We start from the raw sequence: 15,872 nt of genomic DNA on the forward strand, positions 1-15,872 counted from the left end.
GCCCTTCCTTGAGTTATCAAGGAAGGGCTTTGTTGTTTTAGTTCGCCAGTTCTTGGTCGATGACTTTTTCTAGCTCGTCAAACGGCACATAGCCAGGAATGACTTGATCATTAATGATCAACGCAGGCGTGCCGCGTAAACCAAGTTGCGTGAAATACTGATAGTTCTTATCAAGCAGCGCTTTGGTCTCTTTGTCGTCGACAAGCTGCGCTTCTGTCCCCGTTTTCTTAGCGATTTGCTTTAACGAGCGTGCATCATGTGCGCCCGGTTTTTTCACCAATAACTCATGCACTTGTTTGTACTTATCTCGCTGGTTTTGCCAAACATTTAATGCGTAACTTGCCGAGTTGTAGCCGTTTTTCTCGTATTGTTCTTTAAAAGAGACATTGAGGTTAAGCACTTTTATCTGCGGATATTCCTCACCAACTTTGACCAGTTCTCCTTCTAAACGTTTACAAAAAGGGCAACTGTAGTCCGTTACGTTAATAATGGTTAACTCAGGGTTTTCAGCACCAAAAGAGGAATGTTTGCCATCACTTAGATAGTGACGAACCTCCTTCAAGGTGTCGCCAAATGACTGTTGATACGCAATGTACTCTTGAAGGTTTTGGTGCAATGAATCAAGAATTTGAGGATTCTCTTTTAGTATCTGAGTAACTTCCTCCAGCTTTTGTTCTGCGGTCTTTTCTGATGCGAAAGATACGGCAGGTACGATAGCCATCGTTAACGTCAAAAGTGTACGAGTGAATGTCATAATATTTCCTAAAACTTTTAAATTTCGTTGTTTGTTATGTGAAGTGAATAAAATACGTACAAAAGTCAGGCGATAAGGCCTTTCGCCTTGCTAGGTTTATTCTCTAAACACGCAAAGTTTTAGGTGAACCCGACACTTTTCCGGTATCGGTTCAGTGTATTCCAGATAATGAATTGCTGTGGATGCCATCGGCAGCGCCACAATCAAAGCAAACAGAAAAAATGGAATAAGAATATGGTCCAACTGGTGTTGGTACGCTTGAACTAGCTTCTCTGAAAGGTCGCAAGATGGTGATAAATTCACGCTTTCATCTTGCTGACTCTGTATTTGGTGAGCCTTAGGGCAGCTTTTCGAGAAGCCGGAGTTTTGGCTTAAACATACCATCACCACCCAAAACACGAGGGCGAGTGTCCACTTGGCTATTTTAGGTTGTGAGCGTCACAATGGGCTGCCTAGTCCTGTTGATTCTGGTTTATGCCGTTTGCATATGACCGGACAATCCTAACCTAAATTTCATTATGGAATGTTACTTTCGAGTTAATCGATATCGCCTCAATGCCAAAGTATGAAGTACGTCATGAATGTTGTAGAAAGCAATATTCGTCAGAATCATTGGTCGGATTGATGAAGAAGTCCTGAGGTATCGATATAGATTAATATACCTAATTGTTAGCAAAAATTTTTATTATCTTTCAAATGTGATTAAAATCATAAAACAAAACTTCATAACTGAGTCGCCAGAATGTTCGGCAGGCGGATTGATTTTGATCATCTCTCTAGCACATTATTCGGGTGAACATATGTGTCCTGTCCCACATGTGTAGGTAATGTTATGAAAAATCCTGTTCAAACCGAGCGCAAGGTTACGCTGGGGTGCTACGTTGCACTGGCGTTTGCGGTCGTCTTCTTTTCTGGTCTCATGCAATCGAATGAATGGTATGGCGTATTTGATTTCACCACGTTGAATGGCTCTTTCGGCAAGGTGGCTTATGGCGTCACCGAAACGGCTGACGGTGTGCAAGTTGCAACAACGTCGCTTCGTGGTACTGGTGGTAGCGGTGCACGTGACGGTTTCATTTTTGCACTTACTTTGATTCCTACCGTTATGTTCGCACTGGGTATGATCAATGTACTTGAGCACTATGGCGCACTAGAAGCGGCACGCAGACTGTTAACGCCGCTTCTTCGTCCAATTATGGGTATTCCGGGTAACTCTGGTTTGGCTCTTATCGCTTCACTGCAAAGTACCGACGCGGGCGCGGCGATGACTCGTCAGCTTAAAGATGAAGGCCATCTTACCAAACGTGAAACCGATGTGTTCACTATGTTCCAGTTCACCGCTGGTGCCACCATTGTTAACTTTTTCTCCTCAGGGGCGGTGCTGTTTACGCTGACGATGGCGGATGGCTCGCTTGCCGTAACGTCTTCTATTGGTTTGGCGGTTGTGGTGATGTTCTTGTTTAAAATTGTGGGCGCGAACTTATTCCGTATCTACCTAAACATCACAGAAGGTAAAGAAGACAAGCAAGATCAAAACAAATCTGAGAACTTAAAAGAGGAGGCGGCGTAATGAGTGACGTAAAAGTAAGTAAGCCGATGGTGACAGATATTTTCGTTGAAGGCGCTAAAAAAGGCTGGGTTATTGCGACAACATCAACCGTGCCTAACGTTCTTATGGCGTTTGTCATCATTAAAGCGTTGCAGATTACTGGCGCGTTGGATTTGATGGGCTCGGTATTTTCTCCAGTAATGGCGGTTTTTGGTTTGCCAGGTGAAGCGGCTGCGGTGCTGATTGGTGCTTGGATGTCGATGGGCGGCGCAGTTGGCGTGGTTATCACATTGTTTGATCAAGGCATCTTGAACGGTACGCACATCGCGATTCTTGCACCTGCAATTTACTTAATGGGCTCACAGGTTCAGTACATGGGGCGAATTATGGGACCTATCGGTACTGAAGGTCGTTATATCCCAATCATGATTGCGATTTCCGTATTGAACGCATTTGGCGCAATGCTAGTCATGAACTTGTTTGTTTAGGGGGCAATCATGCAGTTTTCTCTCAATGAATATCTCGAAGAACTTCGTCCTCTCATCAATGTCGATTGTGGCACGTACACCACTGATGGCATTGAGTTCATCGCTTCTCAATTTGAAGGGAAGTACCAAGCGATGTCAGGTTGGAGCGTAAAACGCATCGACTGTGGCAGAGCGGGTATCGGTCTTGAAGTTCGAAACAAGCCTGAGGCTGAGCAAGTTGACGTGATGCTGATTGGTCACATGGATACAGTGTTCCCTGTCGGCACCGCCGGATTACGTCCTATGTCTCAAGACGCTGACAAAGCGTACGGTCCGGGTGTGTCGGACATGAAATCTGGCTTGCTGAATATTGTGTACGCGATGCGTAACCTCGACCAAGCGGTGTTGGATAAACTGTCGATTTGTATCTGCATGAACCCAGACGAAGAAACCGGATCGTTAGATTCGGTCGACTGGATTCAATCTGTTGCAAAAAACGCGAAGAACGTATTGGTGGCAGAAGCAGCACGTGCAGACGGCGGTTTAGTCAAAGCGCGCAAAGGCATGGCGCGTTACAAAATCACGTTTAACGGCGTGGCGGCCCACGCTGGCAACGAGCCAGAAAATGGCCGCAGTGCAATTACCGAGATGGCGAACTGGATTCTCGCAATCAATGCCATGACGAACTTCGAATCTGGTACCACATTAAACGTGGGTATTGTGTCTGGCGGTAACGGCGCAAACATCGTCCCTGAGCACGCTGAAGCGATCGTGGATGTGCGTTTCTGGAATAACGATGAGTACGACGATGTTGATAGCAAGCTAAACGGCATGCTGGAGACACCATTTGTTGATGGCGTTAGCATCGAGTTGGTTCGTGAAGCTTACAAACCTTCTATGGTGCCAAGCGCGCAAACTGAAAGCTTGATGGCATTAGTTGAAGAAGCCGCAAGTGAACTGGCTATCGACATCAACTGGAAAGAAGTGGGTGGCGGCTCTGATGCAAACAATACGGCAATTCTTGGCATTCCAACTTTGGATGGTCTAGGACCTATCGGTGCAGGTTTCCACAGTGACCAAGAGTACTTGTTGCTTGAGTCTATCGAACCACGTATCAAAATGCTGATGCGTGTACTGGAGAAGATAGCTCAGTAGCGCACTCGACAACTTAGTTCCCAACATCACGATCCCCAGACTTCGGTTTGGGGATTTTTCTATCTGTGTTTTTGTTTCACTTTACTATCATTTCTTGTTATTAATCTTGCGTTCAGGTTCGATTTATTAATATGTTGGCCACAGTCATAAATTTCGGAGGCAACGATGAGCACAACAATGTCTGTAAAGTCGGCGCCGAAAGACGCCAAAGATCAAACGATGCAAGCGCCAGATGAGAAAACATTCTGGCGCAAAATGAAAGGGTCGGTTAAGAAAGCGGGTGAAGAAATTGCCGTAATGGGCATAAAATCATGGCTCGCGATGACAGATTCCAACACCGCCGTTCGCCATAAGGCGATTTTAGGTGGCGCATTGGCTTACTTCGTATTACCCACCGATATGGTGCCAGATGTGTTAGCAGGCGTCGGCTTTACCGATGACATGGCAGCGCTTACCTTAGCCGCTAACTCAGTCGGCAATGCCATTACTGAAGAACACGAAGAACGAGCCAGAGAAAAATTGAATTCGATGGCGGATTAGAAAGAGCGTTTCTAGACGCGGAGAAAACAAAAGCCCCGATGTTTCCATCGGGGCTTTCTTTTAGACAGGACTATATAATTTCAGAATGGTAATCGTAGAACGATTTAGGCGTCAGCGCGTTTAAGATGCACTTCTTCTTCGGCAACGCCTGCCATTGGGTCGTTGAAGCGAGCTTCATCCAATGCACCTTCTGATTTTGCGACAATGACGGTAACTGCACTGTCACCAGTAATGTTTACCGCAGTACGAATCATATCAAGTAGACGGTCAACGCCCATGATGAGCGCGATACCTTCAAGCGGCAGACCAACTTGGTTCAATACCATGGCTAGCATTACAAGGCCAACACCAGGGACACCCGCAGTACCGATAGATGCTAATGTAGCTGTCATGATTACCATTAGGTAATCGCCCATAGTTAAATCAATATTGAAGGCTTGAGCAATAAAGGCGGTTGCTACACCTTGCATGATCGCCGTACCGTCCATGTTCACGGTTGCACCAAGTGGTACTGTGAACGATGATACGCGGTTCTCAACCCCCATACGGTGCTTAGCCGTTTCCATTGTCACTGGAATCGTCGCGTTTGATGATGCGGTCGAGAAAGCAAACATGATCGCGTCTTCCATCTTACGTAGGAACGTAATTGGATTTAGACCAGTGAAACCTTTTAACATTAAGCTGTAAGTGACTAGGCCGTGCAGGACAAGCGTACCCGCCAGTACTAAGAAGTACTCCGCCAGATTGACGATTGCGCCCAGACCAAGACCAGTAAATAGCTTCGCCATTAAGAAGAACACACCATAAGGCGCCAAGTTCATCAAAATCGCAACCAGTTTCATGATCACTTCATTCAGATCAGAGAAGAACGCTGCAATACGTTCACCAGGTTTGCCTGCTGCGCTGATCGCGATACCAAATAGCACCGCAAACACAATAACTTGCAGGGTTTTACCTTCAGCCATCGCACTGATAGGGTTGGTTGGGAACATATCGATGATCACCTGACCCAAAGATGGTGCGTCTGCTGATTTGAATGAACTTGCTGCGGTTAGGTCAGCGCCAGCACCTGGCTGGAACAGAGTACCCATAGTTAGAGCAAGCGTAATCGCGATAGCCGTTGTTGTAACGTAGAAAGCGAGGGTTTTACCACCCATGCGACCCAGTGTAGAAAGGTCTTTGAGGGAGCTAGTACCACAAACTAGTGAAACAAACACTAGAGGGACTACGAGCATTTTTAAGCTGGCGACGAAGATCTGTCCACCAACTTCAAATAATCCATTAACAATGTATGCGTCGACAAATCCGTTGCCGGCAAAAAGTGTGCGAATTGCAAATCCTGTCAAGATACCCGCTACCATACCCAAAATTACGCGGCTGGTTAGCGACATCGGTTTCTTGGTATTCATGAGAACACTCCTTATAGTTATGCACCTTGAGTTCACTTCAAAGCGGCGAGCAGAGTAGCAGTGGAGTGAGAAAATACGAAAGAATAATCCTCTAAATGGTTAATAGATGTGAACTTTATCACTAATAAAAATAGAGCTTTAACCAAATCTTAACTATTTGACTGGTCGAAAAGTTTGTTTTTTAACACTTTTATCGAACATACAACCGATAAGAAGGAGTGTTTACATTTATTTTTAGTAGTAAATGGAGTGCATATTATCTCTAAGGAATGTTGCTCTTGCATAACTATCTAGATTTTATTCAGACTAGAAGCCGTCTCTTTTTGATTGTTTTTGTATTGGGCTGAACACTAGGGGCTAACGAGCCGTCTATGCCCCTGCTTATGTTATTTATCCGCTGAATCAATGAAGGTTGGTCAATGTAGATAATTGGAGGTGATCCCAACTCCAATAATTCTGATTGGTATTGCTAATACCCCCAACCCAATAGCATTGCTTCGCTAGCATGAAGCCTTCCAAACAATGCTGACCAGCCTCAGTGATATGGACGCTCTGTTCCCACCAGTCCCTTTCACGTGACTCAATCGTGATTAAAGGCGTTTGGCATTGTGCTAGAGGGAGGAGTAAGGCGTAAAACATCACATCGCCCAAGTAAGGTAGAGGTTCACGTTGTTGATATTGCTCAAACCAATCTTTGATGAGAATTGAACGATTTTGAGAACTTAGGACCTCTAATGCAATCTGCTGAGTCAAGCTTAATCCTGTTTGTGAATGAGGTAACTCTTGCATATGGCGTATTAGCACGTTGCGCATATTGGGTAAGCAATCTAGATCATGCTGCTCGATCAAATTAACCATAGAGATGGGGGTCGGTGATGTGACAGCGTGCCAGGAATGTTTAGCCTGACTGAATAATTTGGCTGTCACGGGTTTACGGTATTGCCAACAAGCGCGAATAGCCTCTTTAGGCAACTGCCCCAAACCGATGAATCGCTCAGTGCCAGGGAACTGGTTCAACTCAATGATCTCTATCACCTTGTTTTCTACATTCTCTAACAACGTTAGGGCACGAAGCAGCATTAATTGGTCATAGCTGTCATGTTCGACCCAAAAGACGATTCGTTCAAATGTATCACTGAGCAGCGTATCAATATTAGCTTGCTCAAATTTGACAATATCTTGCACTGAATCTTCACGCTTCATCACGGGCAGCAGAGTCTCTACGACATATTGGGCACGAATGGCAAGGAAGTTTTGTGGTGTTGCTGGTATGGGGCCAATACAAAGCGGATCTATTAGGGCTAAAAATGTTCCCTCGAATCCGCTGTCTTTAAGCCGTTGCTGAATATCATGCCCACAGCGGACATGGAGCGTTTTTAGTTCGCTATCAAGAGGAGGGAAGTGTTTTTTGATGGCGTCTTTGTGAGCTTCTAACTCTTCGACATGCGCTTTTAATTTACTCCAACTTGGTAAACCTAATTCTCTGGCTAGCGAATGTTGAACGTCAGCTAATTGAATTGTATTGGGAGCTAATGATTCTGGTTTGGAGTGAAATCGCTTAACTCGATCCAACATCTCATCATCGTGTTGACGTATAGCTTTGAGCCTTTTTTTAGCAACGGATTTTTGTTGGTTAATGTTGATTAAGAAGCTATTTGTAGAGTTCATTTTTCACCTTTCTTATCTCTTCCACACTCGCCTAAATAGAAGCTAAAAAGAAGGTAAAAACAGATTGTTCCTGCTATACAGAGCAGGGTAGAAGACTTGCCGTGAACCAAGTTCTTTCCGCGAGTGTTGGGGGCTTTAGGCGTGAGCAGACTGATAGTAGGGTTTCACAATCCATCATGCAACTATTCATGAGAGAACCGCATCACAAAATATCAGCCCCATTAAAGAAGTGCTGAATAGTTTGACAGCCAATGCCTATGTAGATGTTAACGACCATCCGTTTTCTAGTAGATATGCATTACAGGATCCAGTAATAAAAAAGCCCTGCTAGGTCTAGCAGGGCTTTGTAATACATGTAGATATTAATTACTCGCTCTTGTAAGCGTAGTTATAGTAACCGTAACCATATCCGTATGAGTTTGACGCTTTCTTCTCTACGGCGTTTAGAATCACGCCTTTTACTTCCACGCCGGATTGTTCAAAGCGGCCTTGTGCGACTTCAATTTCCTTCAAAGTCGTTTGATCAAAACGAGCTACCATCAGTGTTGTTCCTGCGATTGCACCAACAATGCTTGGGTCGGTAACCGCGAGTACAGGCGGCGTATCGATGATCACAAGATCGTACTGCGCCGACATTTCGTCAACAAAGCTCTTAAAGCGAGGATGCATCAAAAGCTCTGACGGGTTTGGTGGTACTTGGCCACGAGTAACCACATCTAGATTGTCGATGGATGTTGATTTAATGATATTGCTATGGGATGTCTTGCCGCTCAAATAATCAGAAAGACCGTTATCCCAACGTAAACCAAAACATTGCTGCAAATAACCTTTACGCATATCCGCATCGATAAGCAGTACTTTCTGACCTGTTTTTGCAGCGACGGCTGCAAAGTTTGTCGATACAAACGTTTTACCGATAGATGGTGCTGGACCTGAAATCATAAGAACATTGTTCTTCGCTTCCATCATCGCAAAGTGCAGGCTAGTACGAAGACTACGCAGGGCCTCGATGGAAAGATCGGCCGGGTTAGCTTCAGCAAGAAGGACTAGCTCATCGTTGCTGCCTTTGTTTCGTTTAAGCTTGTTTGCAAATTCCAGTTGTTGAATAGATTTTGGAACGCTAGCGTAAACAGGCATACCAATCTGCTCAATTTGATCTGGTGTTTCTACACCTCGGTGGAATGCCGCACGAATTAATACGAAAGCCACGCCTGCCATGCCGCCAAGCAGTGTTGCTAGCACAACGATAAGCGCTTTTTTCGGCTTTATTGGCTTAGAGAACGACTGAGCGTTATCTAAGATTCGAACGTTGCCAACAGTTCCTGCTTTAATGATGTTGAGCTCTTGAACCTTGTTCAATAGCTGGATGTAGATTTGTTGGTTTACTTCTACATCGCGCGTCATGCGTAGAACTTCACGCTGTGTTTTCGGTAACTTTTGAACTTGTTTATTAAGACGCTCTTTCTCTTTGAGTAGCGTCTCACGTTTATCAAGCAGAGACTTATAAGCCGGGTGATCTTGTGTAAAGCGCTGGCTGATTTCACTCTCTTTGAATGTAAGCTCATTTAACTGCGCTTCTAATTCAACCATCACTTTAAGCGTTGATTGAGCTTCAAGGCCTAAGTCGATAGATTCATTTTCTTGACGGAATCGATTTAAAACGTCTTCAGAAGCGGTCAGTTTTGTTTTGATGTCTGGAAGGTGACCTTTCAAGAACTCGAGACTTTGCTCTGCCTCTGCTGAGTTTCTTTGAACGTTTTGCAAGAAGTAGTTCTGGCTAATGTCGTTCAAGATAGCTTGAATCTTAGCGCGATCTTCACCAGAGAAGCTTAAAGAAATAATCCCGGTTTGCTTACCACGTTCGCTTATCGATAAGTTTTCTTGAAGTTTATTAATTGCATCTAATTTGCTGACTTTACTCATGGTAAACGATGCGCCGTCTTGCGCTATCATTTCTGTAGCTAAGAATTGATAGCCGTTCTTTTCAATGAGCTCGCCAACCTTACCTTCTAAAATGACGTTATTGTCATCTTCTATAAGTCTGAACGTCTGTTTTTCAGAATCAATAACTTCGAGAGTTAGAGGAATTCCAACTGCGTAAGAAGGGGTATTAAATCGTGAAACGCTCAGACTGATTTGTTCGCCTTGCAGTCGAGCTAAGCCCTTACCGATGATAGGCATGTAATTCGGAGAGACGACCGTGGTTAAGTTGAACTTATCAACGGTACCACCCAAAATCATACGAGATTTAATGATCTCAATTTCTGTTGTCGCTGATGACTCTGCTGAAAACAGCTCTCCCATATCACCAACCATCGCTGAAATACCACCGGAGCTCTTACTTTCAATTTGGATAAGAGCGTCAGCTTTGTAGATAGGTGTTGATAGAATGGCAACGCCGACGCCTATAATTGAAAATAGGACTACGGTACATAGAATGAGCCATTTGGCATCAAGAATGATCCCAAATAACTTTCCCAAATCGATCTCATCGTCGGCTTGACGTGATTGCTTAATAGTTTGTGTTGTCATTACTTTAACTTCTTAAATACCTTGCCATTGGCGTTTATTTATTTAGCCTTGCGGCTTATAGTTTTTGAGACCACGCTTTTGCTGCTTTTTCTATAAGCGTATAAGCATGTTCGAAGGCTTCTCTACTTTGTCTGTATGGATCAGGAATGTTTTTTTCACTTATCCATTGTCCAAACAGCATCGTTTTGCCTCGTGCCTCAGGAGCGACTTTGGTTAAGGCTTCTAAATGACCTTTTTCCATAACCAATATCAGATCGTATTGAGCGCAAAGCTCAGGTGTTAATTGTCGTGCTTCGTGTCCATCTAAGCTTACGCCATGTTCGTTCGCGATGGTGGTTGCCATATCATCAGCAGCTTTTCCTGTTAAATGACTTTTATCCACCGCGATTCCCGCTGACGCGACATGTTTGTTTGGTAGTAAAGACTGCAAAAGCCGCTCTCCTGTTGGAGAGCGGCAAATATTACCTACACAGACGACAAGAATATTAGAAAACAAATGCTTACCCTATTTTAAATTGTATGCCTATGATCCCAACTGAATTGCTTGCTTCTTTATATTGCACAATTGAGCTACGTAACTATTGAATGCGTACCGCAAGAGATAACTTTCTTGCGGCACGTTGTTTTTACGGCCAAGTGCGTACTCGTAGTACACCTTCGGTTAATTCGTTAAAGCCGGAAATGGTTGGAACAAGTTGAGCAATAACGCGGTTCCAACGGCTAACAGGCGCAGCTGTTACGTAGACTATGTCGTATGGGTTGAGATCAAACTCTGTTCCAATCACCAAAGCAGAAGCATCAGAAACATCCAACTGATAAATGTCCGCCATTTTAGCTTCTTCTTTTGAACGTCTGATGACGAAGACGCCAGTAGCATCGGCGGAGATTTCATTAATACCACCAACGCTACTTAGAGCTTCAGTAAGGCTCATACCGCTGCGATCAATTTTGAGTAGCTTCGGATCGTTAACTTCGCCCATAACAAATACTTTTTGTGCATCGTTACGGGGAATATGAACAATATCACCGGGCTTTAGAAGACGGTTTTGAGTTAAGTCGCCTTGTTGCATCAGAGCATACAAAGAGACATTTTCAACGACACCGTTTCGCGTCAGTGTTGCATTACGCCAATCGGCTTCGGCTGCCAGTCCGCCTGCTCTATTCACGGCATCAAGAAGTGTAAGAGGAATGTTTGTGATTGGTTGTTGCCCTGGCTTGTTCACTTCGCCAGTCACATAAGTCTTTTTAGAGCGAAATGCTGCAACGCTTACATCGACTTGCGGGCTCTCAATGTATTTTGCAAGACGGTTGGCAATGTCTGCACGAATTTGGCGAACGTTTTTACCTTCAACGTGTACAACGCCAATGTAAGGGTAGAAGATCGTGCCATCCGAATGCACCCAGTTACCTGCTTCGGCTGAACTACGATATGAGCCAGCTGGGATCGTGAGCTCTGGGTGGTCCCAAATAGTAATATTTAAGATATCACCAGGTCCTACTTCGTATTCATACTTGGCGATTTCAATATCTAACTCTGGATTTGGCTTTGAAAAAGGATCTATTGAATTTAAAGAGGTCACTCGCTCCAAAGTTAAAGGATAAACCGTAACCTGCGATTCTATATCACTCGATTCAGTGCTCATTACTGTTTTGTCACTGACCGAAAGGTGGCTACCAGGCAGAGTACACCCTGTAAGAAGGATAGGAAGTACTGATATCCCCAAAAATTTATTAAATGTGTTCATTGGTTTATAACTACCGAAAGAAAGTTTGCCGACTGAAATTGGTTCATTCTAATTGAACTGCATTTCATCAATGTTGACGATTTACTGCAGTTTTAAGCCTTTAGAAAGCGAGTCCATTCAGAATTATTTGTGTAATAAACACTCCAAATGGCTGCTAGCGACTTAGAGCTCTTAGTTTCATTAATGAAGGTGTAAAAATCTGACCCACAAAAAATAGTCAACTATTATCCATCTGGTTGCAATAAAGGCAACAAGATACTTAAAAAAATACTGACGAATACATGACAAAATTGTGTCTATTTAACGTTATTGAGATGAATGCATGATTTTGCACAAGTAAACAGGCGGGAATGTGAAAAAACTCATGCCAAAGTTGTATGTATACTATTTACACCATATGCAACTGCCGTTATGCTTCCTGTTGCGGTCGGATATAACAACAAATATTGGAGCTAATTTTGAAAATCAAACTTTTAACGGCAAGTGTGGCAGCAGTCCTACTAGCAGGTTGTGGTAGTGACAGCGACCCTGAGGTAAAAAGATACTCGGTTCAGGCTTATGACCCAGCTGTTATCGGCATGAAGGTTCAAGCTGTATGTGGTGGTGAAACATACGACGCGATTGAAAAGACAACAAACTATGAAGGTATGGTTGGTGAAGCGCGTTTTGAAAATATCAATGTCGTAAATGCGCCAGGTGACTGTGCTTTCGTATTGACGCATACTGATGAGAGTAAAGACGCATCAAATGGCAAACCTATTACATCTGACTACAAAATCCCTCAAGGCTTAGCGCAGGCGGATTCATTAGTAACAGGCTCTCCATTTACGACTTTGGTTTCTAACTCTTTGAAAGAAGGTGAGGTTTACTCTTCTGATATCGCCGAAAAAGTATTCGAGAACTTAGGTATTGATATCAATGCAAGTGGTAAAACGGTTGATGAAATCCTTCGTGATACAGAGTCAGTAGTTGAAGATCTTCAAAGCGAAGGCGGTAATAGTGCACTTGCTACGAAGTTAGTTGCTACAGCGAACGTTGTATCGGATATCATTAAAGCAAACCCAACAGCTGCACCTGAAGCTGTAGCAGTTGCTGCAAAATCGATTACCGAAGAAGTGATTGCGAAAAATCCACATTACCCTAAAGCTAGTGCGGGTTCTGATGACGTGATTTACGTAGAGATTTCTGAAGAAGATACAAAGAACGTTGTTGAGCAGGTTGAAAAAGATATCGCTGAAGGTAAACCTGTAGATCAAATTAAACCAACTGTTCCTACCATTCCTGAAGCGAAACCTGGTAAGCCAATTAAACCAGAACCACAACCTGGAGATGGTACTGGCGCGACAGGCGGTAACTAAGCGAGTTTTTGCTGATAAATTCTAAAGGCCTCTTCAGAGGCCTTTTTTGATCCTATCGTACTGTGTTCATCACCTTTTAGTGAGCCCTTTACTGTTTAAGTAAGGCAGGATGTGCGGACGTGATTCGCCAGCCAGTTTACTGGTGACTTCTTGTGACCAAGTGCTTTGTTTTTGATTGCTCGAACGGTTTGCATAGTAGTTTTGCATGGTTTGGTCATAAGCCTGAATATCATCCAAATTTAGGTCTTGATACTGATTCTCATGCACCACGACATGAGCAGGTAGACGTGGCTTAACTTCAGGGGCTTGATCTGGATGACCAAGACACATACCAAATAAAATGGCTGTATTTTTAGGTAAGCTTAATAACTCGTCGACTTTTTGAGCATTGTTTCGTAAGCCACCAATATACACGCCTCCTAGTCCCATAGACTCTGCTGCAAGTAAGCAGTTTTGTGCCATGATGCCAGAATCAACAGCACCGATAAGTGTTAACTCGGTGAAATCAGCTTGCACATCAGGATTGATACTTGCGTGGCGCTGGTAATCAATGCAAAACACCAAAAACTCAGCAGCGCTTTCAACGTACCCTTGATTCCCCGCATATTGTGCCAATAGCGTACGCTTTTCTTTATCGGTCACGCGGATAATTGAGACGACTTGCAACATACTTGATGAAGACGCCGCAAGGCCAGCTTGTAGAATCGTTTCTAATTGTTCGCTCTCAATAGGTTGTGAGGTGAACTTTCGAATTGAGCGGTGATTGAGAATTGTTTGTATCGTACTGTTCATGGTGACTTAACATCCCCTGTTACATGTAAAGGCTGAAGCCTCACCTTAGCGATATTTGATGAGTCGGTAAACTATCTCAAAAGAAAAACAATGCTTAGCGCATAAGTGTGAAGATGAATAGAGAATATATCACTCGCTCTGCTTGAGAGCGTATATACTGTTTTTAGAATCAACAATTTAACTGCAGCGGAAAATATGAAAGAACTCATCGTTCATACAGTCACGGTGTTTATGGGCTTCTTTGCGATCATGAACCCCATCGCCAATATTCCTATCTTTTTGAGTTTAACGGCTGATGAGGATAGGGAAACCGTACGTTCCATGGCGCTTCGTTCGGTTTTTATTGCATTTGTCATCATTGCGATATTTTCGATCGCTGGTAAATTAATTTTTGATTTGTTTGGTATCACGCTGTACGCCTTGCGAATAACTGGCGGTATCTTAGTGTTTTTGATCGGTTTTAATATGCTTCAAGGTGATTCGACGCATCAGAAAACTAAAGAGAAAGCGTATTCTCCAGCGCAGCAGCAGGCGGCGTTGAGCATTGCCGTTTCTCCACTTGCGATGCCGATATTAGCAGGGCCTGGAACGATTGCTACCGCGATGAACTTTGCTACGGCGGGTGGTTTTGATCAAACCATTATTACCATCGTTTCTTTTGCTGTGTTGTGTGTTATTACCTATATACTGTTTTTATTTGGAGACAAATTGGTCAAAGCAGTTGGACCGAGTGCTCTGAACGTCGTGACGAAAATGATGGGCTTAATCCTAGCGGTTATCGGTACTCAAATGTTTATTGATGGCGCGGGCGAAGCCTATAAAACTGTTTTCTCATAGGCGTCTCCATCTCGTCTAAATCCACACCTACATTTCTAGCTGGTGTGGATTTTTTGAACTTTAGTTTTCACTTTCTAAGAAAGAAATAAATAGACTTCACCTATTTCAATAATAAGAATATTCAATTGTTTTGATTGCACGAATTTCATTACTCTTTTGGCAAGAATAATGGGGGAAATATGGCAACAAAAGCAATTGTAGTGGAAGGTGGCGCGATGCGAGGTGTCTTCGCAAGCGGAGTGCTAGATGCGTTTTTAGAGCAAAGTTATAAACCGTTTGACTTTGCCATCGGTGTATCTGCTGGCGCATCAAACTTGATTGGTTATTTGACCGACTATCCGCATCGCAGCATTAATGTCATTACTAAGCTGGCAACGAGTAAACGCTTTTTTGATCCGACTCGATTCGTTAAAGGTGGGGACCTCATTGATGTGAAGTGGCTGTTTGAAGAGTCTAATCGTTTGTATCCCGTCGATGAAAATAAACTGTTTAATGGCATTCCTTTTCTGGCAGCGACGACGAATGTAGATACAGGACAGGCAGATTATTATCGCGTGACGCGTGATAATTTTCACCATGCGATTGAAGCGACAACAGCGTTACCCATTGCATACAAGCATACCCCTTGTTTTTCTGGAGGCTGCTATACCGATGGCGGGGTGGCAGATTCTATCCCAGTGCGTGAGGCTTATCGTCGCGGGGCTCGCGACATAACCGTTGTGCTTTCTCACCCGCTAAATTATGCCAAGAAGCCAGTAAAAACCACATGGCTGATGAAGAAGTTATTTGCCGAACATCCTAAAATGGCGGACGCGATGTTAAGACGTGCAGATAACTACAATCAATCGTTGGAATTTATTCGTAATCCTCCACCGGGAACGCATGTCAGAGTGATTGCACCACCAGATAATTTTCCTGTTCAGCGCTTATCAATGCGACAAACCGTGCTATTGGAAGGTTATGAAATGGGGCTGATTGAAGGGCGGGCTCATTTGGCCAATTTGTCAGGTGTTCATGGTTTAGATCGGGAAAACTGCCATTTTTGCGTTTGATAATGAAAGAGCCT

Annotated in this window: 15 protein-coding genes; 7 read left to right on the forward strand and 8 right to left on the reverse strand. The window is 43.8% G+C overall.

All coding sequences use genetic code 11. The annotated features are described in order from the left end of the window. Positions 1–37 precede the first annotated feature (37 nt). Both L3V30_RS13830 and L3V30_RS13835 read right to left on the reverse strand, forming a co-directional pair. Positions 38–754 (reverse strand): DsbA family protein, encoded by a 717-nt coding sequence (locus L3V30_RS13830; protein WP_237309118.1) that lies wholly within the window; start codon positions 752–754, stop codon positions 38–40. Between the two features lie 96 nt (positions 755–850). Then, positions 851–1,057, reverse strand: a complete 207-nt coding sequence (locus tag L3V30_RS13835; RefSeq protein WP_226421284.1) for a copper resistance protein — start codon at positions 1,055–1,057, stop codon at positions 851–853. Between the two features lie 529 nt (positions 1,058–1,586). On the opposite strand from L3V30_RS13835, the gene L3V30_RS13840 reads away from it, so the two are divergent. The 4 genes from L3V30_RS13840 (at position 1,587) to L3V30_RS13855 (ending at position 4,465) form a co-directional block, all read left to right on the forward strand. Beyond that, on the forward strand, positions 1,587–2,324 hold the full coding sequence (locus L3V30_RS13840) for a nucleoside recognition domain-containing protein (protein WP_237309119.1): 738 nt from the start codon (positions 1,587–1,589) through the stop codon (positions 2,322–2,324). Next, complete coding sequence (locus L3V30_RS13845) at positions 2,324–2,791, forward strand: YjiG family protein (protein ID WP_005458317.1); 468 nt, start codon at positions 2,324–2,326, stop codon at positions 2,789–2,791. The genes L3V30_RS13840 and L3V30_RS13845 overlap by 1 nt, the downstream gene beginning before the upstream one ends. Positions 2,792–2,800: 9 nt before the next feature. Continuing rightward, on the forward strand, positions 2,801–3,925 hold the full coding sequence (locus tag L3V30_RS13850) for a M20 family metallopeptidase (RefSeq protein WP_029854989.1): 1,125 nt from the start codon (positions 2,801–2,803) through the stop codon (positions 3,923–3,925). A gap of 165 nt (positions 3,926–4,090) precedes the next feature. Further along, complete coding sequence (locus L3V30_RS13855; RefSeq protein WP_074190348.1) at positions 4,091–4,465, forward strand: YkvA family protein; 375 nt, start codon at positions 4,091–4,093, stop codon at positions 4,463–4,465. 104 nt (positions 4,466–4,569) lie between these two features. Here L3V30_RS13855 and L3V30_RS13860 read toward each other — a convergent pair whose 3' ends face one another. The 5 genes from L3V30_RS13860 to L3V30_RS13880 all read right to left on the reverse strand — a co-directional run bounded on the left by L3V30_RS13860 (position 4,570) and on the right by L3V30_RS13880 (position 11,819). Next, the gene (locus L3V30_RS13860; protein ID WP_237309120.1) at positions 4,570–5,874 is read right to left on the reverse strand and encodes a dicarboxylate/amino acid:cation symporter; all 1,305 of its coding nucleotides are present in this window, start codon (positions 5,872–5,874) and stop codon (positions 4,570–4,572) included. Between the two features lie 402 nt (positions 5,875–6,276). Further along, a complete protein-coding gene (locus L3V30_RS13865; RefSeq protein ID WP_237309121.1) occupies positions 6,277–7,542 on the reverse strand; it encodes a DUF1835 domain-containing protein in 1,266 nt (421 codons plus the stop codon). A gap of 366 nt (positions 7,543–7,908) precedes the next feature. Then, positions 7,909–10,074: a polysaccharide biosynthesis tyrosine autokinase gene (locus tag L3V30_RS13870; RefSeq protein ID WP_237309122.1), complete on the reverse strand. Its 2,166-nt coding sequence runs from the start codon at positions 10,072–10,074 to the stop codon at positions 7,909–7,911. Positions 10,075–10,129: 55 nt separating this feature from the next. Then, on the reverse strand, positions 10,130–10,570 hold the full coding sequence (locus L3V30_RS13875) for a phosphotyrosine protein phosphatase (protein ID WP_031780663.1): 441 nt from the start codon (positions 10,568–10,570) through the stop codon (positions 10,130–10,132). A 130-nt stretch (positions 10,571–10,700) separates the two neighbouring features. Then, a complete protein-coding gene (locus L3V30_RS13880) occupies positions 10,701–11,819 on the reverse strand; it encodes a polysaccharide export protein (protein ID WP_006740798.1) in 1,119 nt (372 codons plus the stop codon). Positions 11,820–12,277: 458 nt separating this feature from the next. On the opposite strand from L3V30_RS13880, the gene L3V30_RS13885 reads away from it, so the two are divergent. Then, positions 12,278–13,177, forward strand: a complete 900-nt coding sequence (locus L3V30_RS13885; RefSeq protein WP_074190350.1) for a hypothetical protein — start codon at positions 12,278–12,280, stop codon at positions 13,175–13,177. A gap of 69 nt (positions 13,178–13,246) precedes the next feature. Here the strand turns inward: L3V30_RS13885 and nfsA are convergent, their stop codons facing one another. Next, positions 13,247–13,969, reverse strand: coding sequence for an oxygen-insensitive NADPH nitroreductase (gene nfsA / locus L3V30_RS13890; protein ID WP_170902747.1), 723 nt, complete (start codon positions 13,967–13,969; stop codon positions 13,247–13,249). A 195-nt stretch (positions 13,970–14,164) separates the two neighbouring features. Between nfsA and L3V30_RS13895 the strand changes: the two genes are divergently transcribed. Together L3V30_RS13895 and L3V30_RS13900 are read left to right on the forward strand one after the other, a co-directional pair. Further along, a complete protein-coding gene (locus L3V30_RS13895) occupies positions 14,165–14,806 on the forward strand; it encodes a MarC family protein (protein WP_046875716.1) in 642 nt (213 codons plus the stop codon). Between the two features lie 179 nt (positions 14,807–14,985). Beyond that, positions 14,986–15,858: a patatin family protein gene (locus L3V30_RS13900; RefSeq protein WP_005397800.1), complete on the forward strand. Its 873-nt coding sequence runs from the start codon at positions 14,986–14,988 to the stop codon at positions 15,856–15,858. Positions 15,859–15,872 lie beyond the last annotated feature (14 nt).

Source organism: Vibrio sp. A1-1 (genome assembly GCF_021728175.1).
In the GTDB taxonomy this organism is placed as follows: Bacteria; Pseudomonadota; Gammaproteobacteria; order Enterobacterales; family Vibrionaceae; genus Vibrio; species Vibrio diabolicus.